Origin of the sequence: Kribbella sp. NPDC050470, assembly GCF_044458365.1 — a bacterium.
Taxonomy (GTDB): Bacteria; Actinomycetota; Actinomycetes; order Propionibacteriales; family Kribbellaceae; genus Kribbella.
This window is the reverse complement of the sequence record NZ_JBITHV010000002.1, coordinates 20,076-40,221: the sequence shown is the minus strand read 5'-3', so window position 1 is coordinate 40,221 and position 20,146 is coordinate 20,076. Positions and strand designations below refer to the sequence as shown.

18 protein-coding genes are annotated in these 20,146 nt (G+C 70.3%); 11 read left to right on the top strand and 7 right to left on the bottom strand.

The features are described 5' to 3' along the window. Nucleotides 1-69: 69 nt before the first annotated feature. Both ACIBGM_RS04750 and ACIBGM_RS04745 read right to left on the bottom strand, forming a co-directional pair. Nucleotides 70-948 carry a prephenate dehydratase gene (locus ACIBGM_RS04750; protein WP_360519560.1) on the bottom strand — a complete coding sequence of 293 codons (879 nt, stop codon included), beginning with the start codon at nt 946-948 and terminating at the stop codon, nt 70-72. 39 nt (nt 949-987) lie between these two features. After that, nucleotides 988-1,788 carry a lysophospholipid acyltransferase family protein gene (locus ACIBGM_RS04745; protein WP_360519557.1) on the bottom strand — a complete coding sequence of 267 codons (801 nt, stop codon included), beginning with the start codon at nt 1,786-1,788 and terminating at the stop codon, nt 988-990. A 150-nt stretch (nt 1,789-1,938) separates the two neighbouring features. On the opposite strand from ACIBGM_RS04745, the gene ACIBGM_RS04740 reads away from it, so the two are divergent. The 9 genes from ACIBGM_RS04740 (at nt 1,939) to proB (ending at nt 13,495) form a co-directional block, all read left to right on the top strand. Beyond that, nucleotides 1,939-4,224, top strand: coding sequence for a M64 family metallopeptidase (locus ACIBGM_RS04740; protein ID WP_396384507.1), 2,286 nt, complete (start codon nt 1,939-1,941; stop codon nt 4,222-4,224). Nucleotides 4,225-4,325: 101 nt separating this feature from the next. Beyond that, a complete protein-coding gene (locus ACIBGM_RS04735; protein ID WP_360519551.1) occupies nt 4,326-4,826 on the top strand; it encodes an anthrone oxygenase family protein in 501 nt (166 codons plus the stop codon). A gap of 17 nt (nt 4,827-4,843) precedes the next feature. Further along, nucleotides 4,844-5,497, top strand: coding sequence for a hypothetical protein (locus ACIBGM_RS04730; protein WP_396384506.1), 654 nt, complete (start codon nt 4,844-4,846; stop codon nt 5,495-5,497). Nucleotides 5,498-5,509: 12 nt separating this feature from the next. Beyond that, nucleotides 5,510-6,337 (top strand): TIGR03936 family radical SAM-associated protein, encoded by an 828-nt coding sequence (locus ACIBGM_RS04725; RefSeq protein ID WP_396384505.1) that lies wholly within the window; start codon nt 5,510-5,512, stop codon nt 6,335-6,337. A 144-nt stretch (nt 6,338-6,481) separates the two neighbouring features. Beyond that, entirely contained in the window at nt 6,482-9,736 is a 3,255-nt protein-coding gene (locus tag ACIBGM_RS04720) for a ribonuclease E/G (protein ID WP_396384504.1), read from the top strand. 158 nt (nt 9,737-9,894) lie between these two features. Then, nucleotides 9,895-10,236, top strand: coding sequence for a 50S ribosomal protein L21 (gene rplU, locus ACIBGM_RS04715; RefSeq protein ID WP_360519540.1), 342 nt, complete (start codon nt 9,895-9,897; stop codon nt 10,234-10,236). A 6-nt stretch (nt 10,237-10,242) separates the two neighbouring features. Then, nucleotides 10,243-10,503, top strand: a complete 261-nt coding sequence (rpmA, locus tag ACIBGM_RS04710; protein ID WP_132152713.1) for a 50S ribosomal protein L27 — start codon at nt 10,243-10,245, stop codon at nt 10,501-10,503. Between the two features lie 290 nt (nt 10,504-10,793). Beyond that, nucleotides 10,794-12,377, top strand: a complete 1,584-nt coding sequence (gene obgE / locus ACIBGM_RS04705; RefSeq protein ID WP_360519537.1) for a GTPase ObgE — start codon at nt 10,794-10,796, stop codon at nt 12,375-12,377. Between the two features lie 5 nt (nt 12,378-12,382). Continuing rightward, entirely contained in the window at nt 12,383-13,495 is a 1,113-nt protein-coding gene (gene proB, locus ACIBGM_RS04700; protein WP_360519534.1) for a glutamate 5-kinase, read from the top strand. 3 nt (nt 13,496-13,498) lie between these two features. Here the strand turns inward: proB and ACIBGM_RS04695 are convergent, their stop codons facing one another. From ACIBGM_RS04695 to ACIBGM_RS04680, 4 genes are read right to left on the bottom strand one after another with little or no spacing between them, the layout of a single operon-like run. Beyond that, nucleotides 13,499-13,888, bottom strand: a complete 390-nt coding sequence (locus tag ACIBGM_RS04695) for a universal stress protein (RefSeq protein WP_360519531.1) — start codon at nt 13,886-13,888, stop codon at nt 13,499-13,501. Nucleotides 13,889-13,890: 2 nt separating this feature from the next. Beyond that, a complete protein-coding gene (locus ACIBGM_RS04690) occupies nt 13,891-15,411 on the bottom strand; it encodes a tripartite tricarboxylate transporter permease (RefSeq protein ID WP_360519528.1) in 1,521 nt (506 codons plus the stop codon). Further along, entirely contained in the window at nt 15,411-15,914 is a 504-nt protein-coding gene (locus ACIBGM_RS04685; protein ID WP_360519525.1) for a tripartite tricarboxylate transporter TctB family protein, read from the bottom strand. The genes ACIBGM_RS04690 and ACIBGM_RS04685 overlap by 1 nt, the downstream gene beginning before the upstream one ends. Beyond that, nucleotides 15,911-16,969, bottom strand: a complete 1,059-nt coding sequence (locus ACIBGM_RS04680) for a tripartite tricarboxylate transporter substrate binding protein (protein ID WP_360519522.1) — start codon at nt 16,967-16,969, stop codon at nt 15,911-15,913. Before ACIBGM_RS04680 ends, ACIBGM_RS04685 begins: the two co-directional genes overlap by 4 nt. A gap of 98 nt (nt 16,970-17,067) precedes the next feature. Between ACIBGM_RS04680 and ACIBGM_RS04675 the strand changes: the two genes are divergently transcribed. Both ACIBGM_RS04675 and ACIBGM_RS04670 read left to right on the top strand, forming a co-directional pair. Further along, nucleotides 17,068-18,684, top strand: coding sequence for an ATP-binding protein (locus ACIBGM_RS04675; protein ID WP_396384503.1), 1,617 nt, complete (start codon nt 17,068-17,070; stop codon nt 18,682-18,684). Continuing rightward, the gene (locus ACIBGM_RS04670) at nt 18,681-19,358 is read left to right on the top strand and encodes a response regulator (RefSeq protein ID WP_360519516.1); all 678 of its coding nucleotides are present in this window, start codon (nt 18,681-18,683) and stop codon (nt 19,356-19,358) included. The genes ACIBGM_RS04675 and ACIBGM_RS04670 overlap by 4 nt, the downstream gene beginning before the upstream one ends. Before the next feature lie 48 nt (nt 19,359-19,406). Here ACIBGM_RS04670 and ACIBGM_RS04665 read toward each other — a convergent pair whose 3' ends face one another. Further along, nucleotides 19,407-20,069 carry a GntR family transcriptional regulator gene (locus ACIBGM_RS04665; RefSeq protein WP_396384502.1) on the bottom strand — a complete coding sequence of 221 codons (663 nt, stop codon included), beginning with the start codon at nt 20,067-20,069 and terminating at the stop codon, nt 19,407-19,409. Nucleotides 20,070-20,146: the final 77 nt, after the last annotated feature.

The window sequence follows — 20,146 nt, the reverse complement described above, 5'->3', positions numbered from 1 at the left end:
CGAGACCGGCGATCAGCCGGGGGTGTAGGGGCCGACTGCGTGGCACGCGTGGGCGGACCACGGTCTCCGTCAGTGGTGGGGGCGGAGGGCTCGGTTGGCGGCTGGTTCGGCTATTTGGGCGCGGAAGGGGTGGGCCGGGTAGACGCCGAGCAGGCGGACCTCGACGGAGAAGAAGGCGAGCTCTTCCAGGGCGAGGGCGACGTTCGGCTCGTCCGGGTGGCCTTCGATGTCGGCGTAGAACTGGGTGGCGAAGAACATGCCGCCGAGCTGGTAGGACTCCAGCTTGGTCATGTTGACGCCGTTGGTCGCGAACCCGCCGAGCGCCTTGTAGAGCGCGGCCGACACGTTCCGGACGCGGTACACGAAGCTGGTGATGATCGGCCCGGACCCGACCGGCGGTACGTCGGGCTCGCGGGACAGCACCAGGAACCGGGTGGTGTTGTGGTGCTCGTCCTCGACGTCGCCGGCCAGCGTCTCCAGCCCGTACAGGTCGGCGGCGGCCCGCGGCGACAGCGACGCGACGGTCGGGTCGCCGAGCTCGGCGACCTCGCGGGCCGAGCCGGCCGTGTCGTCGGCGACCACGGTCGCCCAGCCGTGCTCGCGGATGATCTTGCGGCACTGGCCGAGCGCGTGGACGTGGCTGCGGACGGTCCGGATCCGGTCGATCGACGTCCCCGGAACGGCGAGCAACTGGAAGTGGATCGGCAGGAAGTACTCGCCGACGATGTGCAGCCCGGACTCCGGCAGCAGGTGGTGGATGTCGGCGACCCGGCCGGCGATCGAGTTGTCCACCGGGATCATCGCCAGCCCGGCCCGGCCGCTGCTGACCGCCTCGAGCGCGTCCTCGAACGTCGTACAGGGCAACTGCTCGCGGTCCGGGTACATGTCGGTGCACGCCATCGCCGAGTTGGCGCCTGGCTCACCCTGGTAAGCGATCGGTCCGTCCACGATCTCCCAGGGTAGACCCCCTCCGTCTCGGCAGACGGATCAGGTGTCCGACTTGCGGACCTTCTTCGGCGCGCCGGTGACCGCGCGGCCCTCCAGCTGCTTGGCCTTGGTGGCGTACATGTCGATGTACTCCTGGCCGGACAGCTCCATGATCTTGTACATGATCTCGTCGGTGACGGCGCGCAGGATCAGCCGGTCGCCCTCCATCCCCTCGTACCGGGAGAAGTCCAGCGGGGCGCCGAACTTGATCGTCGGCGGGGACATCGAGGCGACGATCTTGCCGGGCGGCGCGACCTTGTCGGTGCCGATCACGCCGCACGGGATGACCGGGACCTTGGCCTCCAGCGCCAGCCGGGCGACCCCGGTCCGGCCCTTGTACAGCCGGCCGTCGTGGGAGCGGGTGCCCTCGGGGTAGATGCCGAACAGCTCGCCGCGCTGCAGGACCTTCATCCCGGCCCGCATCGCGCCCTCGGACGCCGAGCCGCCGGAGCGGTCGATCGGCACCTGGCCGGTGCCCTTGAAGAACCCGCGCTGGAACCGGCCCTTGATCCCGGCGCCGGTGAAGTAGTCGGACTTCGCCACGAAAGTGACGCGGCGGCGCAGCACCAGCGGCATGAAGATCCAGTCCGCGTACGACAGGTGGTTGCTGGCGATGATCGCCGGGCCTTCGGCGGGGATGTTCTCGGCGCCGACCACGTTCGGCCGGAAGATGCGCTTGACCGGCGGGCCGATCAGCACGTTCTTCAGCACCCAGTAGATGCCCTTGCCATCGCCGTCCCCGGCCTCCGCCGGGTGTGCCCGGTCCGGCTCGGGCCGCGGCGACTGCGCCGGTTCCGTCATCGATGTCCTTTCCTCACAGTTCCCCGAGTGCTCATGATGCCGCACCGGCGCCCCGATTGGCGTGCACCGCGGCACGCGTGAACTCCTGACACGGGACGTCGCCGCTCCGTAAGCTGCTCACGCCAGTGTCGCCCGGCTGGGGGAGGTCTTGTGAGGACAAGAGGACTGACGGCAGTGCTCGGTGTGGTCGCGGCGGTGTTCGCCGGTCTGCCGGCCGTCGCCGGAGCCAGTACGACGACCGTGCAAGCGAGCACGGCAGGGACCGTGGAAGCGACCGTCGTCCCGCTGCAGGTCACCGGACCGGCGGAATCCCGGTTCAACCTGGTGGTGATGGGGGACGGGTACACCGCGGCCGAGCTGCCGAAGTTCCGCGAGCAGGTCGACAAGCACCTCAACGTGCTCTGGAGCATCGAGCCGTTCAAGTCGTACCGGAACTACCTCAACGTCTACGCGGTCGAGATCCCGTCCCCGCAGAGCGGCGTCGACTGTGACCCGGACCTCGCCTCGCCGAAGGTCGACACGCCGCTGCAGATGGGCTTCTGGGGTGGCTGCAACCCGAACAGCGTCCAGCGCCTGCTGACCGTCAGCTCGACCGCGGCGATCCAGTACGCCGGCCTGGTCGCCGGGACCACCTCGGCCAACCGGCAGATTCTTGCTATCGGCAACAGCGACACGTACGGCGGCGCCGGCGGGACGTACGCGACGGCCTCCGGCGGGAACGCCCTGTCCGCCCTGATCACCCCGCACGAGCTCGGCCACTCGCTCGGCGGCCTGCAGGACGAGTACGACTACTACGCCCGCGGCGAGCGTGGAGCGCCGTACCAGGGTGGTGAACCGTCCTCGATCCACCACACCTTGCTGACGGAGCAGCAAATGCGGGACCAGCAGCGGAAGTGGTTCCGTTGGCTCGGTGAGCCGTCCGAGTCCGGCGGCGTCATCGGCCGCTACGAGGCCGGGATGTACGCCGGATCCGGCGTCTGGCGGCCGAGCCGGCACTCGATGATGAAGACCCTCGGGTACTATTTCGACCAGGTGTCGCGGGAGCGGATGACGCAGCGCATCTCGTCCCGCGCGTCGCTGTTCCAGGGCAGCACGCCGATCGGCCAGGTCGCCGCCGAGCAGGTCGTCTGGCTGCAGACCCTGCACCCGGCCAGCCACGAGCTCGACGTGACGTGGACCTTGGACGGTACGGCGCTACCGACCGCCAACCGCCGCGCCGTCGACCTCTCCACGCTCGACCTGACACCCGGCCTGCACACGCTGATCGCGAAGATCGTCGACCCGACCACGTTCATCCGCGATCCCGCCGTACGGCCAACTGCCTCGCGAACGTGGACGATCGACACCTCGCTGACCGCTCAGGCATCGGCGGAGCCGGTCGAGTTCACCGGGTCGACGTCGACCGAGCACCCGGTGAACGCCGACGAGGTGGTGTACGCCGAGACGACCCAGTCCGACACGGCCGAGGCCGCGATCGAGTGGAAGGTGGACGGCAAGCCGGTCGCGAACCCGGGCAACGACCGGGACTTCGACCTCGGGCCGCTGAAGCTGACCGGGCGGCACACGCTCACGGCGATGGCAGGCGGTCAGACGCTGACGTGGGCGGTCGACGGGACCGAGCCGGTGGTGAAGTCGACGCTGTCGAAGCCTTTGCTGACGGTGCAGAAGCCGACCGGGCCGGAGTACATCTTCAACGACGCGTTCACCATGCAGCTGGCGGCGACGGACGACAGCGACGGGTACGTCGTTCCGGAGTTCCGGGTGAACGGGGACGGTTGGTACAACTACTACGGCTGGCCGACCGACGCGTCTGCGCCGTTCCGGTTCACTGCCGAGGGGACCGAGATCGACCAGCTGGTCTACGGCAAGCTCGGCGTGCCCCGGGTGGTCCCGTGGGACGACGTGCCGTCCGGGTACGGGCGCCACCAGGTCGAGTACCGCGCCATCGATGCCTCCGGCAACATCGGGACCCCGCGGCAGTTCGCAGTCACCCTGCTGCGGCCGGCACCGGCCTGCACGAGCACGGTGACCGGTGTCCACAGCGGCCCGCTGTACTTGCGGTCCGGGGTGACCTGTCTGACCGGGGCCACCATCAACGGCCCCGTCCTGGTCGCCGCAGGCGCGTCCGTAGTCGCCACGGACAGCCAGGTGCTCGGTCCGGTCCGCGCGGACGGCGCAGCCGACGTACACCTCCTTCGGAGCCGCATCGACGGCCCAGTGAGCGCTGACGGCGTCACCAAGAGCCTGGTCGCGGTCGGGAGCACGGTCGACGGCCCGGTCTCGGTCACCAACTCGCGTACGACGGAAGCCGCCGTACTGGCTGGGAACACTGTCGACGGGCCCCTGAGCTGCTCGGGCAACGCCCCGGCACCGGTCAACCTGCAGGCGCCGAACGACGTCTCCGGGCCCCGGACCGGCCAGTGCGCGCGGTTGTGAGTCCCGCAGACATGGGTGTGAGTTTCGGCGACATGTCCGTGGCCGGTTCGGTGCCCTAACTTTTTCGGTGCGGGACAGTCCCGCCGTACTGGAGGGGTGACATGAACGGACTGCGGGTGGCGTCGTTGCTGGCGGCGACGATGACGACCGGGCTGATGGCGGGGATCTATGGGATCTACTCGAACGCCTTCATGCCCGGGCTGGCGACGACCGACGACAAGACGTTCGTCGGCGCGTTCCAGGCGACCGACCGGGCCATCATGAACCCGCTGTTCCTGCTGGTCGGCTTCCTCGGCGCGGCGGTGTTCACGGTGGCCGCGGGCCTGTTCAGCCTGCGGGAGCAGGCGCTGCCCTGGATCGCGATCGCGTTCGTGCTGTACCTGGTCACGATGATCCTCACGGTGGCGGTGAACGTCCCGCTGAACGACGCGCTCAAGGCGGCCGGCGACCCGAACACGATCGACGTCGCCGCCGCCCGGGCGGCCTTCAACGAGAGCCGCTGGCGGGCGTACAACCTGGTCCGCGTCGTGCTCAGCACGGTCGCCTTCGGGCTGCTCGCCTGGGCGCTCTACCTGACCGGCAAGTCGGCCGCCCAGCCCTGACATGACCGGGCCCTGACATGACAGCGCGTGATGCCAGCGGGGCCGGCGACTACCGGATGTTGCTCACGGTGATCGCTGGGATCGCGCTGGGCGTCGCCGCGACCGCCTTGCCGACCCTGATCGAGGGCCCGTACCTGGACTGGACCTACGCGGCCAAGGTCGTGATGTGGGTCACCGGCGTGCTGGCCGGGATCCTCGAGTACCTGGCCGTCTCGTTCGGCTCCCGGCTCTACTTCACCCGGGTCGAGGTGTTCGCGACGACCAGCCTCGCGCTGGTGTTCCTGGCCCAGGCCGGGCTGTTCGTCGTCCTCACGCTGGACCGTGACGACCTGCTGGCGAGCCGGTGGTTCAGCGTGTACGCGATCTTCTGCCTGGCCGCCGCGCTGGAGGCCAACCACGGCCGCCGGATGATCGGCCGGTACGCCGGAAATCGCTTCCCCGCCGACGTGGTCGCGCTGTACGTCCGTTCGCTGCGGGAGATCGTCGGACTGCTCCTGGCCGCCGCGGTGACCGGGCTCGGGTTCGCGATCCTCGGGCAGTGGGCCGCCGACTGGCTCACCTTCGGGTTCGCGGTCGTCGCGCTGATCGTCGTACTGGCGGCCAACGTGCACCAGGAGCGGATCCGGAACGCGCTGGCCACCCACGGCGTCCTGCCCAGGGGCCCGGCCTGAGACAATGCGCGGGTGGCACCAGTTCAAGCTCCGCCGTCGCAGCAACTGCCCGCGGTCCAGAAGTTGCGGGTCCGGTTCGCCAAGCGCGGGCGGCTGAGATTCACCTCACACCGCGACTTCCAGCGGGCCTTCGAGCGCGCCGTCCGACGGGCCGGGCTCCCGGTCGCGTTCTCGCACGGCTTCAGCCCGCACCCGAAGATCTCGTACGCCGGCGCCGCACCGACCGGAGCCGCCTCCGAAGCGGAGTATCTGGAGATTTCGCTCACACACGAGCGGGACGCCGAGCAGGTCCGGGCCGCCCTCGACGAGGCGCTGCCGCCCGGGCTGGACGTCCTCGAGGTGGTGGTCGCCGGGCCAGGGTCGCTGGCCGAGCGACTGGAGGCCAGCGAGTGGCAGATCGCCCTGCCAGGTACGGATCCGGCCGCCGCGGAGGTCGCGGTGGCGGCCTTCCTGGCCCGGGACGAAATTCTGGTCGAGCGCATGACCAAACGGGGCGTTCGCTCGTTCGACTGTCGGGACGCGGTTCTCCGACTCACCGTCGCGAGTGAACCGGCCCAGGTTGCGACGTGTGCGATACTGCAAGTGGTGTTACGGCACGGAACCCCGGCCGTGAGACCCGACGACGTTCTCGCCGGCGTGCTCGACGTAGCGACGCTCCCGGTGACGGGCCCGGCTCTTTTGACCAGGCTCGCCCAGGGCCCGCTCACCGCAGCCGCAGGCACGGTGGACGACCCGCTCGCTCGTGACCGCGACGCCACCCAGGCGACCGCGACCGGCCAGGCGGACGACCACCAGACGCACACAGCGGAGGGCGACGCCGCCGCTCCCTCCGAGCCCTGAGCACGGGCGGAGCGGATCCAGCAGGCTTCCGCCCGTGCCGGCACCGACGCCGGCGCGCGGCGAACCGTGACCGCCTTGTGGCAGCGTCCGGACCCGTGACAGGGGTCGCAGGATGCGCCGGAGGGCTTGAGGAGACCGCACCGCATGCTCGACAACGAGCCGACCACCGAAGCAGCCGACACGGCTGCACCCGCCCAGCAGCAGCCACCCGCTCGACAGCGCACATCGAAGGCGGCCGCGAAGAAGGCGACTGCCGCGAAGAAGACCACGACCACCACGCGCAAGCGGACGGCCAAGAAGGCCGCCGTCGCCGAGGAGGTCCCCACCCAGTCGGACGGCGAGGCCGCCGACCCAGCTCCGGTGAAGAAGGCCGCCGCCAAGAAGGCCGCGGCCGCCAAGAAGACGACGGCCAAGAAGGCCGCCCCGGCGAAGAAGGCCGCGGCCAAGAAGACCGCCACCAAGCGGCCGGCGAAGAAGGCCGCTGCCCAGGACGCGTTCCCGGAGCTGAGCGAGGCGGAGACCTCCACCGCCGACGCCGGCCCGGTCGTCGAGAGCGCCCCGGCGCCGGCGAAGAAGACCACGCGCAAGCGCACCGCGAAGAAGGCGGCTGTCGCTCCGGTGGACGACCTGATCGCCGAGCAGACCCCGGTCACCGACGGCCCGGTCGCCGACGCCGAGACCGACGAGGAAGAGACCACCGAGGTCGCGACCGCCGAGACCGCTGAGACCGCTGAGGCGGGTGCTCCGGCCGAGGTCGCCGTACCCGAGGAGGCTCCGCAGCGGCGGACCCGGCGGCGTGCTCCGGCGGCGGCCGCGGTGCTGTTCCAGGCGCCGACCGACGTACCGAGCACGGCGCCTGCGAAGGCTGCGGCGACCAGCCCGGTCGAGGCGGCGCCGGAGCCCACCGAGACCACCGAGCCGGGTGCCGACGAGCAGCCGACCACCACGCGGCGCCGCCGCAGCCGTCGCGGCCGCGACACCGAGGCCCGCGAGACCGAGGCTCGCGACGCCGAGGAGGTCGCCGCCGACCGCGCCGAGCCGGTGAAGGAGGCGGCCGCGGCCGTCGCCGAGACCACCGAGGACACGAAGGACGCAAAGGCCGCTGAGGCCGAGGTCGACGCCGACTCCGAGGACGGCGACGACAGCGGCGAGGGCACCCGTCGCCGCCGCCGGCGCCGCGGTGGCCGTCGCCGCCGCAAGTCCGGTGACGCCGACGGCGCCGAGGACAGCTCCGACGAGCAGTCCGACGACGACGAGCACGACGAGCAGGACAGCGCAGCGGGCTCCGACGACGAGCAGGACGCCGCGGACGGTGACGACGACGAGGGCTCGGGCAGCTCGTCGCGCCGCCGGCGCCGGCGTCGCCGCCGCCGTGGCGAGGACAGCGCCGCGTCGCCCGACGACCCGGACGAGACCGTCGTCCGCGTCCGCGAGCCGCGCAGCAAGAACACCGCCAGCGAGATCACCGCGGTCGAGGGCTCGACCCGGCTGGAGGCGAAGAAGCAGCGCCGCCGCGAGGGCCGCGCCGCCGGCCGCCGCCGGGCGCCGATCGTCACCGAGGCCGAGTTCCTGGCCCGGCGCGAGTCGGTCGAGCGGACCATGGTGATCCGGTCCCGCGAGGACCTGACCCAGATCGCGGTGTCCGAGGACAACGTCCTGGTCGAGCACTACGTCGCCCAGGCCGAGCAGACCTCGCTGATCGGCAACGTGTACCTCGGCCGGGTGCAGAACGTGCTGCCCAGCATGGAGGCAGCGTTCATCGACATCGGCAAGGGCCGCAACGCCGTCCTCTACGCCGGTGAGGTCGACTGGGCCACGGTCGGCGGGTCCAACGGGCCGCGCAAGATCGAGCAGGTGCTGAAGTCCGGCCAGTCGGTCCTGGTCCAGGTGACCAAGGACCCGATCGGTCACAAGGGCGCCCGGCTCACCAACCAGATCAGCCTGCCCGGCCGGTACGTCGTCTACGTCCCGCGCGGCGGCAACGGCGGCATCAGCCGCAAGCTGCCCGACACCGAGCGGAACCGGCTGAAGACGATCCTCAAGGACATCGTCCCGGACGAGGCCGGCGTGATCGTCCGGACCGCGGCCGAGGGCGCCTCGGAGGAGGAGCTGACCGCCGACGTCAGCCGGCTGCAGTCGTTCTGGGAGGACATCGACAAGAAGTCCAAGAACGGCCAGGCCCCGAACCTGCTGTACGGCGAGCCGGACCTGCTGATCCGCGTCGTACGGGACCTGTTCACCGAGGACTTCGCCAAGCTGGTGATCTCCGGCGACCGGGCCTACGACCAGGTCAGCGAGTACGTGACCAGCGTCGCGCCGCACCTGGCCGACCGGGTCGAGAAGTGGTCCGGCGAGGGCGACGTGTTCGCGAACTACCGGATCGATGAGCAGATCAAGAAGGCGCTGGACCGCAAGGTCTGGCTGCCGTCCGGCGGCTCGCTGATCATCGACCGGACCGAGGCGATGACGGTCGTCGACGTGAACACCGGCAAGTTCACGGGCTCCGGCGGCAACCTCGAGGAGACCGTCACCAAGAACAACCTGGAGGCGGCCGAGGAGATCGTCCGCCAGCTCCGGCTGCGCGACATCGGCGGCATCATCGTGATCGACTTCATCGACATGGTGCTGGAGTCGAACCGCGACCTGGTGCTGCGCCGGCTGGTCGAGTGCCTGGGCCGGGACCGGACCAAGCACCAGGTGGCCGAGGTCACCTCGCTCGGCCTGGTGCAGATGACCCGGAAGCGGATCGGCACCGGCCTGCTCGAGGCGTTCAGCGAGAACTGCGACCACTGCGGCGGCCGCGGCCTGATCCTGCACGACGAGCCGAAGGAGTCCCGCCGGCGCGACAGCCGTGGCGGTGGCGGTGGCAGCCAGGAGCAGAAGCCGGCCGCCCAGGCTGCCGACGAAGGCGGGCGGAAGAGCTCGCGTCGTCGCCGGGGCAAGGGCCGCGCTGAGGAGGAGCAGGCCGAGCCGGAGGCGACGCCGCACAACGGCGACGCCGCCCAGCGGCTGGCCCAGATCGCTGCCGCCTCGGCTGCGAAGAAGGCCGACGGCGACGAGTCCGTGAGCACGGACGCCGAGCCGACGGCGGACGCCGTACCGTCCGCGGCTTCCGGGCCGGACACGTCCGGTACGCCGGAGCCGACCGGCTACCCGGTCTCCGCCGAGGCCGGCGAGCAGGTCAGCCCGGAGGCCACCGGTTTCCCGGCGCCCGCCGAGACGGCCGAGGCGACGACCACCGTCGGTGCGGCGGACGCCGCGCCGGACGAGGCGGCGCAGAACGGCGCACCAAAGACCACCCGGCGCCGGCGCAGCAGCCGGAGCCGGAGCAAGACAGCTACCGAGGGTGACGCGGCCAAGAACGAAACCGAGGCCGTGGAACTGGTCACCACCAGTTGAGTGGCGTGTCCCCGAGCAGACCACCCGGTTTGACCCGTCTGTGAGGGGACCCGTAAACTTGAGCGTCGGCGCGCGTTCCGCGTGCCATGTTTGTGTGGGCCGCCAGGTCTGTGCAGGCCCCCGTAAGTTTTCCGAACCAGCAGAGAGTGAGATCCACGGTGTACGCGATCGTGCGCAGTGGCGGCACCCAGCAGAAGGTCGCCGTCGGCGATGTCATCGAGATCGACAGCCTGACGGACAAGGTGGGCGACACCGTGTCCCTGCCGGCGGTCCTGGTCGTCGATGGCGACACCGTGACGACCGACGCCGAGGCGCTCGCCAAGGTGGCTGTGTCGGCCGAGGTCCTGGGCCGCACCAAGGGCCCCAAGATCAACATCCTCAAGTACAAGAACAAGACCGGTTACCGCAAGCGCCAGGGGCACCGTCAGCACTACACCCAGGTCAAGGTCACCGCGATCGACGCTAAGAAACTGTCTTCCTCTGAGAAGAAGGGGAGCTGATCTGAGATGGCACACAAAAAGGGAGCTGCGTCGACCCGTAACGGTCGCGACTCCAACGCGCAGCGGCTCGGCGTGAAGCGGTACGGCGGTCAGCTGGTCAACGCCGGCGAGATCATCGTCCGCCAGCGTGGCACCCACTTCCACCCGGGCAACCTGGTCGGCCGTGGCGGCGACGACACCCTGTTCGCGCTGGCCGAGGGTACGGTCGAGTTCGGCACCCGGCGCGGTCGCCGCGTCGTCAACATCGTCCCGGCCCCGGCGGAGTAATCCCGCCGCCCGGACGTATTTCAAGCTCTGTCGAAGGGCGGGTCGCGGAATACCGCGGACCCGCCCTTCGGCTGTGTAAGACAAGAAAAGAAAAGAACCGCCCCTCGCTTCGCTCGGGGCGGGGAATGAATCAAAGCCCACCGGCGTGGGCTGGGGTTGAACCCCAACCGGCGTGGGTGGGTTGAACGTCCACCGGCGTGGGTGGGTTGTAAGCCCATCGGCGTGGGTGGGTTGGTTGGAGCTCTCGCTCGGTTGGGCGGGGTGATGGACTACAGGAAGTAGAGAAGGTCGTGGCGATTCCCAGCTTTGTCGATCGGGTCACGGTGCAGGTTGCCGCGGGCCGCGGCGGAAACGGGTGCGCCTCGGTGCACCGGGAGAAGTTCAAGCCGCTCGGCGGCCCGGACGGCGGCAACGGCGGTGACGGCGGCAGCGTGATCCTGCGCGTCGACCCGGACGTGACCACGCTGGTCGACTATCACCGCTCCAGCCACCGCACCGCCACGAACGGTGCCCAGGGCAAGGGTGACCACCAGGCCGGCAGCAATGGCGCCGACGTCGTCCTGCCGGTCCCGGACGGCACCGTCATCAGCACGGTGAACGGCGAGGTCCTCGCCGACCTGGTCGGCCCCGGCGCGCAGTTCGTCGCGGCCCAGGGCGGTAAGGGCGGCCTCGGCAACGCGGCCCTGGCCAGCAGCACCCGCAAGGCTCCCGGCTTCGCACTGCTCGGCGAGGACGGCGAGGAACGCATCCTCGTCCTCGAGCTCAAGGTGGTCGCCGACGTCGGCCTGGTCGGCTTCCCGAGTGCCGGCAAGTCCTCGCTGGTCGCGTCGATCAGCCGGGCCCGGCCGAAGATCGCCGACTACCCGTTCACGACCCTGATCCCGAACCTCGGCGTGGTCGTTGCCGGTGACACCATCTTCACCGTGGCCGACGTACCCGGGCTGATCGAGGGCGCGAGCGAGGGGCGCGGGCTCGGGCACGACTTCCTGCGGCACGTCGAGCGGTGCGCGGCGCTCGTGCACGTGATCGACTGCGCGACGTACGAGCCGGGCCGGGACCCGGTCAGCGACCTCGACACGATCGAGGCCGAGCTACAGGCCCATGGCGGGCTGGACGACCGGCCGCGACTCGTTGCCCTGAACAAGATCGACGTACCGGACGCGCGGGAGATCGCGGAGATGGTGCAGGCCGAGCTGGAGCAGCGCGGACTGCGGGTGTTCCCGATCTCGACCGCGAGCCACGCAGGCCTGGAAGCGCTGAAGTTCGCGATGGCCGAGATCGTCGGCAAGAGCCGGGCCGAGGCGGAGAAGCCCGACACCACGCGGATCGTGATCCGGCCGCAGGCGCAGGGCGGTCCCGAGTTCAAGGTGAAGAAGCTGCCGGAGGACGGCGGCTGGCTGGTGCAGGGCGACAAGCCCGAGCGCTGGGTGAAGCAGACCGACTTCGCGAACGCGGAGGCGACCGGCTACCTGGCCGACCGGCTGAACCGGCTCGGGGTCGAGGAGGAGCTGCTCAAGCTGGGTGCGCTCCCCGGAGACGCGGTCGTGATCGGCGACGGGCCGAACGCGATCGTGTTCGACTTCGCGCCGGACGTCCAGGCCGGCGCCGAGATCCTGGCCCGGCGCGGTGAGGACCACCGGCTCGAGGAGGCCCGCCCGGCGGCCCAGCGGCGCCGGCAGAAGGACACCGAGTACCACGCCCACCGGTCCGGCGAGATCGTCACGGACCGGTCCGAGTACGGGCAGGGCTGGATCGAGGACGAGGTCGACATGTCCCCGGCCGAGGCGAAGCGAGCGGCAGAGAAGGCGGAGAAGCTGGCGCGCAAGGAGGCGCGTGAGCTCGAAGCTCAGAAGGAACTCGACCAGAACGGTTGATTTCGATGAAACATCGCGCGGAGGCCGTGAAGGCCACGCGGATCGTGGTGAAGGTCGGCTCGTCCTCCCTGACCCAGCGCGGCAAGATCGATGTGGCACGCCTGCGGCTGCTCGTCGACGCCATCGCCGCGCGCCGGGTCGAGGGAACCGAGGTCGTGCTCGTGTCGTCCGGTGCGATCGCGGCCGGGCTGGCTCCGATGGGCCTGCGCACGCGACCGCGCGACCTGGCCACGCAGCAGGCGGCGGCGTCGGTCGGGCAGGGCCTGCTGATGGCTCGCTACAGCGACGCGTTCGCGGCACACGGGTTGAAGGTCGGCCAGGTGCTGCTGACGGTCGACGACGTGACCCGGCGAAGCCACTACCGCAACGCGTACCGGACGTTCGCGCGGTTGCTCGAGCTGGGCGTCGTACCGATCGTGAACGAGAACGACACGGTCGCGACGACCGAGATCCGGTTCGGTGACAACGACCGGCTCGCCGCGCTGACCAGTCACTTGGTGCACGCCGATCTGCTGCTTCTGCTGTCGGACGTCGACGGCCTGTACGACGGGGACCCGCGCAAGCCGGGTACGTCGATGGTCGCCGACGTCCGTGGAGCGGCGGATCTCGAGAAGCTGAAGATCGGCCGGACCGGGACGTCGGGAGTCGGCACCGGCGGCATGCAGACGAAGGTGGAAGCGGCCGCAATCGCGACGGAGGCTGGGATTCCGGTCGTCCTGACGTCGGCCGCGCGGGTCGGCGACGCGCTGAAGGGCTTGCCGGTCGGCACGCTCTTCCACCCGACCGGCCGCCGCCGCAAGACCCGCCTGCTCTGGCTCGCCCACGCCACCTCCGGCCAAGGCCGCCTCCGCCTCGACGAAGGTGCGGTCCGCGCGGTGACCGAGCGCCGTACGTCGCTCCTGCCAGCCGGAATCTCCGGTGTCGAGGGGACCTTCTCCGCGGGTGATCCCGTCGACCTGGTCTCACCCGCGGGAGTCGTCGTCGCCCGTGGCCTGGTCAACTACGACGCGACCGAGCTCCCGGACCTGCTGGGTCGCTCGACTCGCGACCTGGCCCGGGAGCTCGGGGCGGCGTACGAACGTGAAGTGGTCCACCGCGACGACCTGGTCCTGCTGTGAGACCTAGGGCTTGACCGCCAGGACCGGGCAGTCGGACTGGAGCAGGATGGTCTGGGCCTGGCTGCCCATCAGGAGTTTGCCGACGGGGGAGCGGCGGCGGAGTCCGATCACGATGAGCTCGGCGTTCAGCTCGTGGGCCAGGGTGAGGATCTGGTCGGCGGCGTCCTTGCCGTCCACGAGTTGTTTGAGCTCGTGCTCGACGCCGGACTCGGCCAGTCGGTGCTCGACCGAGTCCCACTGGTCGTGACTCGCGTACCGCTTGTCGACGAGGGCCTCGCCACGGCTGGAGTTCACCACGACGAGCCGCTGGTCGCGGATCTTGGCCTCCTCGATGGCACTCTCGAGAGCGGCCACGCCCTCCTGGGTCGGCACGTATCCGACGATGATCGCCACGGCTACTCTCCCTTCTCGGCAGGCTGGGGTTTGTCGGCCTTCCTGCGGCTGCGGATCCGGCCGACCAGCGGCGGAACCACGAGCAGCAGCAGGATGACGACGTACACGGTCTTGGAGAACCAGGTGTTGTAGAGACCGCTGATGGCGCCGTCGCTGATCTGCAGCGCACGCCGCATCTGCTCCTCCGCGGTCGGGCCGAGGATGATGCCGATGATCGCCGGCACCACCGGCAGCCCGTAGCGGCGCATCGCGAAGCCGAGCGCGCCGATCACGAACAGCAGCCACAGGTCGAAGGTGGACAGGTTCGCGGCGTAGGCGCCGATGCTGGCGAAGAACAGGATGCCGGCGTACAGGTACGGCCGGGGGATCCGCAGCAGCTTGGCCCACATCGGCGCGAGTGGCAGGTTCAGCGCGAGCAGGATCGCGTTGCCGATGAACAGGCTGGCGACCAGGCCCCAGACCAGCTCCGGCTGCGTGTCCAGCAACCGCGGGCCGGGCTGGATGCCGTAGCCCTGGAAGGCGCCGAGCATCACCGCGGCGGTCGCGGTGGTCGGGATTCCCAGCGTGAGCAGGGGAACCAGACCGCCCGCGGCCGACGCGTTGTTCGTCGCCTCGGGACCGGCGACGCCCTCGATCGCACCCTTGCCGAACTCCTCCGGGTGCTTGCTCAGCTTCTTCTCGGTCACGTACGACAGGAACGTCGGGATCTCCGCGCCACCGGCCGGTACGGCGCCGAACGGGAAGCCGATCGCGGTCCCGCGCAGCCACGGCTTCCAGGACCGGCGCCAGTCGGCGCGGTCCATCCGGGCGGCGCCGACCGGGATGATCTCGGCCGGGGTACGGCGCAGGTGCGCGGCGATCCACAGCGCCTCGCCGACCGCGAACAGGCCGACCGCGACCACCACGACGTCGATGCCGTCGGCAAGTTCCGGGATGCCCAGCGTGAGCCGCTGCTGCCCCGAGGTCGGGTCGATCCCGATCAGGCCGATCAGCAGCCCGATCGCGAGCGAGGCCAGGCCGCGGATCTTCGACGAGCCGAGCACGGTGGTGACGGCGACGAACGCCAGCACCATGACGGCGAAGTAGTCCGGGGCGCCCATCTGGAGGGCCAGCTTGACCACGGCCGGGGCCAGCAACGCGAGACAGAGCGTGCCGATCGTGCCGGCCACGAACGACCCGATGGCCGCGGTTGCCAGGGCGGCGGCCGCGCGGCCTCTTCGGGCCATCTTGTTGCCTTCGATCGCGGTCACCACCGACGCGCTCTCACCTGGTGTGTTCAGCAGGATCGAGGTGGTCGAGCCGCCGTACATGCCGCCGTAGTAGATGCCGGCGAACATGATGAACGCCTGGGTCGGCTCGAGCGAGTAGGTCAGCGGCAGCAGCAGCGCGATGGTCATCGCCGGGCCGATGCCCGGCAGGACGCCGATCGCGGTGCCGAGCAGGACGCCGAGGAAGGCGTACATCAGGTTGGTCGGCTGGGCCGCGGTGGCGAATCCGTTCAGCAGTTCGGAGAATGCGTCCATCAGAGGATTCCCTTGAGGATGCCGACCGGCAGGGGGATGCCCAGCGCGACGTTGAACAGGTACCAGGTGCCGACCGACAGCGCGATCGAGATGATCGCGTTCCGGATCAGGTGCCGGCTGCCGAGCGCGTACGCCGTACCGAAGAACAGCACCGCGCCGGAGACCGGCCAGCCGAGGCGTTCGATCAGCAGGATGTTCGCCACGAAGGCCGCGGCCAGCAGCCCGAGGGTCTTCCAGTCGCTGCCGTGGCCGAGGTCGACGTCCTCGCCGGCCTCCTGCTCACCCCGCCCGCCGCGCAGGATGTCGATCGCGAGCAGTACGGCCGTCACGATCAGCAGCCCGCCGACGGCGAGCGGGACCGTCTTGGCGTCGACCGGCCCGGTCGTCTGCAGTTCGGGGAGCCGCAGCGCGTCGACCACGGCCCAGCCGCCGAGGATCAGGAGCAGGAGGGCCACTCCGAGTTCGGAGCGGCCCTGCTTCGCGCTCGTGGACGGGGTGCTCATGAGGACGTGAGACCCAGTTCCTGCAGCACGCCGGCGACCCGCTCGTTCTCCGCCGTCAGGAAGGTCTTGAACTCGTCACCGGTCTGGAAGGCGTCGGTCCAGCCCTGGTCGGCCAGCGTCTTCTTCCACTGCTCGGAGTCGTGCATCTTGGTGAGCAGGTCGACGTACTCCTGCTTCTTCGCGTCGGACAGCTCCGGCGGCGCGACGATCCCGCGCCAGTTGGTGAAGACCAGGTCGATGCCGAGGCTCTTCAGCGTCGGGGCGTCGACACCCTCGACCGGGTTCTCGGTGGTGACCGCGAGGATCTTCACGTCACCGGCCTTGGCCTGCTCGGCGACCTCGCCGATCCCGGTCGCCGCGAACGCGAGCTTCTTGCCGAGCACCGCGGTCAGCAGCTCGCCGCCGCCGTCGTACGGCACGTAGTTGACCTCCTTCGGCGGCACGCCGACCGCCTTCGCCAGCAGCATCGGGGTCAGGTGGTCCGGCCCGCCGGCGTTGGACGCGCCGCCGACCGGCACCTTGCCCGGGTCGGCCTTCCAGGCCGTGACGAGCTGGTCCAGGCTGGTGTACGGCGATCCCTTCGGCACCACGATCGCCTCCGCCTCCTCGATCAGCTTGGCGACCGGGACGGTGTCCTGCAGGGTGGCCTTCGACTTGTTGGTGTAGACGGCCCCGACGACGCCGAGCCCCATCTGCATCAGGATGTCTTCCTTGCCCTTCTCGTTCACCAGCCGCTGCAGGCCGACGGTGCCACCGGCGCCGGCGGTGTTGAACACCTCGACGGTGTCGGTCAGCTTGGCGTCCTGCATGGCCTTGGCGGCGGCGCGGGCGGTGGTGTCGTAGCCGCTGCCGGGGGAGTTCGGCACGAGGATGCGCAGGCCCTTCACCGGGCCGCTGTCGGTGCCGCCGGAGGCGTTGTCGTCGGCGCTGACGCCACAGCCTGTGGCCGCGACGGCGAGCGCCGCCACGGTGGCGATACTGGTGAACCAGGTCCGTGCTTTCACGGCGGTCTCCTTCGTCTGCAGGGGTCCGGTCGCCGCCAGCGTCCCGCGCACCTGCTCAGGGTGTCACCGTTGTGAACGCAATGTGCGTTGTGTTCATTGTGCTCACGCCAAAGATGGCGCGATCCGGCGCTCCCGAGCACAATCGAGCCGTGAAACCGAGGTGGCGAGCGCTCCTTGGCCGGCGTCGCTGGACGCTGGCCGGGCGGATGCTGGCCATGCAGCTGCTGATCGTGCTGGTCGTCCTGATCGGTGTCGCCGCGGTCTCGGTGGCCCAGTCCAACGCCCGCTTCCGCGAGAACGAGGGCGGGCGGGCGCTCGAGATCGCCGAGTGGCTGGCGGTGACGTCCGGCGTGCGGAAGGCGGCCGCCTCGAACGGCACGGACTTCATGGGCCAGGCACAGACCCAGGTGGAGTCCGGGCGGACGCTGTCCGGCTCGACGTACGTCGTGATCGCGCTCGAGGACCGGCGGGCCATCATCTCCACCGATCCGCTGCCGAAGAACTCCGTGGTGCGGGTGCAGCAGACGGACGCGTTCAGCGGCCGGTCCTGGATCGGGCAGGACGAGGTCACCGGTGCCACGCTCGCGATGGCGCCGATCCTCAACGACCCGAGCGGGGCGACCGATGGCGTGGTGGTGGTCGGGCGGCAGTACCCCTCCGTCATGGCCAGCCTCCGCGAGGCGCTGCCCAACCTGCTCGCCTATCTCGGGATCGCGAGCCTGCTCGGCGTACTCGGGTCGTTGCTGCTGGCAAGGACGGTCAAGCGGCAGACGCTGGGCCTCGAGCCGCGCGAGATCACCGGACTGGTCGAGCAGCGCGAAGCCCTGCTGCACGGCATCAAGGAGGGCGTCCTCGCAGTCGATCTCCAGTGGCGGATCACCATGGTGAACGACCAGGCGGCGCACCTGCTCGGCATCCCGGTGGCGTCGGCCGGGCGGGCGCTGACCGAGGTGGACGAGACCGGCCGGCTGGTGGAGATCTTCGACGGGCCGCAACCCGTCACCGACCGGATCCTGCCGCTGCACGGGCGGGTGCTGACCTCGAGCCGGATGCCGGTCCGCAGTCACGGCCGGCAGATCGGCTGGGTCGCGACCTTCCGCGACCGGACCGAGCTGCTGGAGCTGCAGCGCGAGCTCGACCTGACCCGCAACACGACCGACACTCTGCGTGCCCAGGCTCACGAGTTCAGCAACCGGATGCACATCGTCAGCGGTCTCGTCGAGCTCGGCGAGTACGACGAGGTACTGCGGTACATCCAGCAGGTCGCCGCCGACCAGACCGAGCTGACCGCCGGCGTCACCGCCCGGGTCGCCGATCCGGCCGTCGCGGCGCTGCTGATCGCGAAGTCGTCACAGGCCGGCGAGCGTGGGGTCACCTTCGTGATCGAGCCGAGCAGCCTGCTGCCGCGGCTGGACGAGCGGCTGGCGACCGACGTCTCGACGGTGCTCGGCAACCTGGTGGACAACGCGCTCGACGCCGCCGCGGGAGCGCCCGATCCGTTCGTGTCCGTGGAGGTGCTCGAGCGCGAGGGCGCCGTACGGATCCAGGTCCGGGACTCCGGTCCGGGCGTGGACAGTGCGATGCAGCATCGGGTGTTCGCGCATGGGTACAGCACGAAGAACAGTGAGTCCGGCGAGCACGGGATCGGGCTGGCGCTGGTCCGGGTGATCTGCCGCAAGCGCGGTGGCGACGTGACCGTGCACAACGACGCGGGAGCCGTGTTCGTGGCGACTCTGCCGATGCTTGCCCCGGTGGTGCGGACATGATCCAGGTGCTCGTGGTCGACGACGACTTCATGGTGGCTCGGCTGCACTCGAGCGTGGTGTCGCGCCAGCCCGGGTTCGAGGTCGTCGGTGCCGCGCGCAACGGTCACGAGGCGCTGGCCGCCGTACGCTCGCTGCGGCCGGATCTCGTCCTGCTCGACATCCACCTGCCGGACATGAGCGGGCTGGAGGTGCTACGGCGGTTTCGGGAGTCGTCGGGCGACTACCCGGTCGACGTCATCGTGATCAGTGCGGCGCGTGATCTGGAGAGTGTCCGTACGGCGTTGCGCGGCGGCGTGTTCCAGTACCTGGTGAAGCCGTTCGAGATCGAGTCGCTGCGCGGGAAGCTGACGGAGTACGCCGAGCACCGGGAGGAGCTCCAGCGGTTGACCGACGTCGATCAGGCGGAGGTCGACCGGGTGTTCCGTGCTCAGGGGCGTCGTCCGGTGGCGCCGAAGGGGATCAGCCCGGAGACGACGGATCTGGTGATCAAGGCGCTCGGCGACGCCGCGGAGGACGGGATGTCGGCCAGCGACTGTGCGTCGGTGACCGGGTTGTCCCGCAGCAGCACTCGGCGGTATCTCGAGCACCTCGTGACGATCGGCCGCGCGGAGATGCGGCCGCGGTACGGCGTCGCCGGCCGGCCGGAGCGTCGATACCGGCTGCTCAGGCGCTAGGCGACTGCTCGGGCGCTACGGGGACTCCTCACGCGCTACGGGGACTGCTCACGCGCTGGGTAGGCGCTCGCCGATTGCGGACAGGGCGGTGTCGCGGGCGGTCAGGACGTGCTCCTCGGCGAGCTGACGAGCCCGGGCGGCGTCGCGAGTCACCAGCGCGTCGAGGATGCCGCGGTGCTCCTCCAGCGCGGCGGTCCGGCGGAGCTGCGACTGGTTCGTGAACTCGCGGTACCGCGCCATCTGACCGTCGACCTGCTGGTGCAGCCGGGCCGCCCACCCGTGCGACGCGATCTCGGCGATCTCGAGGTGGAAGTCGTGACCGGCGTTCATCGCGTCCTCGGCGAACTCGACCAGCCGCTCGTTGCGCGCCACCAACCGGGTGAGCGCCTCCGCCCCCTCGTCGGTCATCCGCTCGGCCGCCTCGGCCGCCATCAGCCCCTCCAGCGCGGCCCGGACCGTGTAGAGCTCGTCGATCTCCTGGGCCGAGAGCGACCGCACGACCATCCCGCCGGTGGGCAGCTGGTCCACCAGGTCCTCGGCCAGCAGCAGCCGGAGCGCTTCGCGCAGCGGCGTACGGCTCACCTGCAGCTGCTGGGAGAGCTCAGGCTCGAACAGCCGCCGGCCCGGTGGCAGCTCGAGCGACAGGATCTGCCGCTTCAGCTCGGCGTACACGACCTGGCCGCCGGAGGCGCGCCGCAGTTTGTCCGTCATCTGATCTCTCCCTTTGCACACTTGTATACAAGTATGCTTCCGTAGTCCCAGTCATCGTAACCGCCAGATCGGAGCAA

Bases quoted from the DNA above. Each gene is read 5' to 3' on its own strand.
- ACIBGM_RS04745 (WP_360519557.1), bottom strand. From the start codon at position 1,788: ATGACGGAACCGGCGCAGTCGCCGCGGCCCGAGCCGGACCGGGCACAC.
- ACIBGM_RS04735 (WP_360519551.1), top strand. From the start codon at position 4,326: ATGAACGGACTGCGGGTGGCGTCGTTGCTGGCGGCGACGATGACGACC.
- ACIBGM_RS04730 (WP_396384506.1), top strand. From the start codon at position 4,844: ATGACAGCGCGTGATGCCAGCGGGGCCGGCGACTACCGGATGTTGCTC.
- ACIBGM_RS04720 (WP_396384504.1), top strand. From the start codon at position 6,482: ATGCTCGACAACGAGCCGACCACCGAAGCAGCCGACACGGCTGCACCC.
- rpmA (WP_132152713.1), top strand. From the start codon at position 10,243: ATGGCACACAAAAAGGGAGCTGCGTCGACCCGTAACGGTCGCGACTCC.
- proB (WP_360519534.1), top strand. From the start codon at position 12,383: ATGAAACATCGCGCGGAGGCCGTGAAGGCCACGCGGATCGTGGTGAAG.
- ACIBGM_RS04690 (WP_360519528.1), bottom strand. From the start codon at position 15,411: ATGGACGCATTCTCCGAACTGCTGAACGGATTCGCCACCGCGGCCCAG.
- ACIBGM_RS04685 (WP_360519525.1), bottom strand. From the start codon at position 15,914: ATGAGCACCCCGTCCACGAGCGCGAAGCAGGGCCGCTCCGAACTCGGA.
- ACIBGM_RS04670 (WP_360519516.1), top strand. From the start codon at position 18,681: ATGATCCAGGTGCTCGTGGTCGACGACGACTTCATGGTGGCTCGGCTG.
- ACIBGM_RS04665 (WP_396384502.1), bottom strand. From the start codon at position 20,069: ATGACGGACAAACTGCGGCGCGCCTCCGGCGGCCAGGTCGTGTACGCC.